The 558-nt window shown below is 76.2% G+C and carries 1 pseudogene; it reads left to right on the top strand.

The window, feature by feature from the left end:
* A pseudogene (locus tag D183_RS25025) lies at window positions 1-558 on the top strand (phosphomannomutase/phosphoglucomutase); the annotation flags it as partial.

Genomic DNA, 558 nt, shown 5'->3' on the forward strand with positions numbered 1-558 from the left:
CCCTGCGCCGCGGCGACGCCGCGGCCGCCGCCCAGGCCCTGCGTGCGGACTGGGCGCAGGCAGAGGACGCGCAGGTGCTGCCGGCCGACCTGGAGCCGGGCTACACCGATGTGGCGCACTTCGGCTACGGCCGCCTGGCGCTGCTGGAGAAGGCCCTGATGACCGGCAAGCTCGCCAGCGCGGTGATCCGCGACGGCGGCGGCCCGCGGCTTGGCCTGGCCGCGCCGGTCTCGCTGGGCGGCAACGCCGGGGTGGTGTATCTGCGCCTGCCACTGGCGCTGCTGACCGACCCGGTCGCGCAGGCATCGGTGCCGGGCACCGGCTATCTGGCCCTGCGCCAGGGCGGCTACGACGTGATCGCCGCCGGCGACAATGCGCTGCACGATCGCGCCGACGCGATGTCGCGCCCGGTCGGCGACAGCGGCCTGCGCATGGTCGCCTCGCTGCCGGATACCGAAGCTGGTCCGCTGGGGCTGGGCGCACTGCCCTGCCTGCTGGTCGCCGGCCTGTGCCTGGTGCTGGGCGCGCTGTTGTTGCTGGCCGCGCGCGGGCGCCTGC

The organism is Xanthomonas sp. SHU 199 (genome assembly GCF_000364665.1).
GTDB lineage: Bacteria > Pseudomonadota > Gammaproteobacteria > Xanthomonadales > Xanthomonadaceae > Xanthomonas_A > Xanthomonas_A sontii.